The 746-nt window shown below is 65.3% G+C and carries 1 protein-coding gene; it reads left to right on the top strand.

The window, feature by feature from the left end; translation table 11 throughout:
- A partial coding sequence (locus N866_RS21805) for a DUF6318 family protein (protein WP_034229978.1) occupies positions 1-394 on the top strand: 394 nt, incomplete at its 5' end.
- Positions 395-746: the final 352 nt, after the last annotated feature.

The following is a 746-nucleotide window of genomic DNA, read 5'->3' as shown; positions in this document are numbered from 1 at the left end:
AGGCGCCATCGCCGCAGCCGAGTACGTGCTGAAGGTCGCCCAGTACACGGCAGCAAGCGGGGACCTGACCGAGTGGGACCGCCTCTCCACCTCGGACTGCGGCTTCTGCAAGAACATCCGGGAGTGGGTCAGCCGTGTCTATCTCGGCGGAGGTCACCTCACTGGCGGCGATTTCACGCTCGAGCCCGGGTCCGTCGTGGCGACCGATCCGTCGATGGGCATCTACGCGGTCGACATTCCGTATGAGACGGCGCCGGTCCATGAGTACGACAACGGCGGTGCCCTAGTCGTCACGGAGGCAGCCGGCAGTGGCATCTTCACTTTGGAGGTAATGCCCGCTGTGGGCGGATGGCGACTGCTTGGGGCGGCGGCTCGAGGGCCTCAAGAGCCATGAGCCTCATGAAGGCCTTGGCCGCAGTTGCAGTCTCTGTCTGCGTTCTTGCTCCTTCGAGTGCGACAGCGCTTGAAGACAGCCCTGGCCGAGGCTCCTTCGGTGGGCGCTCCGAAGGCAGTGACATCGTGCTTGACGGCGCCACCACGCAAGACACGCGTGACCCAAGGCGGGTGGCTCGCGCATCGACGGCGACGTCTGTCTACAAGCGAATGCCTGGGCGGATCTGCGGCTCTCTCGACACTGCCACGAACTCCACCGCCATGTGCCTCGACGACATGAGAAGTCAGGTGGCGATCCGCTTCTGTGCAGATGGGTCCGCGGCCCTGAACCCGCTGTTCCGGCGCCCGACGGA

Source organism: Actinotalea ferrariae CF5-4 (assembly GCF_000603945.1).
Lineage (GTDB): Bacteria > Actinomycetota > Actinomycetes > Actinomycetales > Cellulomonadaceae > Actinotalea > Actinotalea ferrariae.
This window is presented reverse-complemented; position numbering and strand designations above follow the sequence as displayed.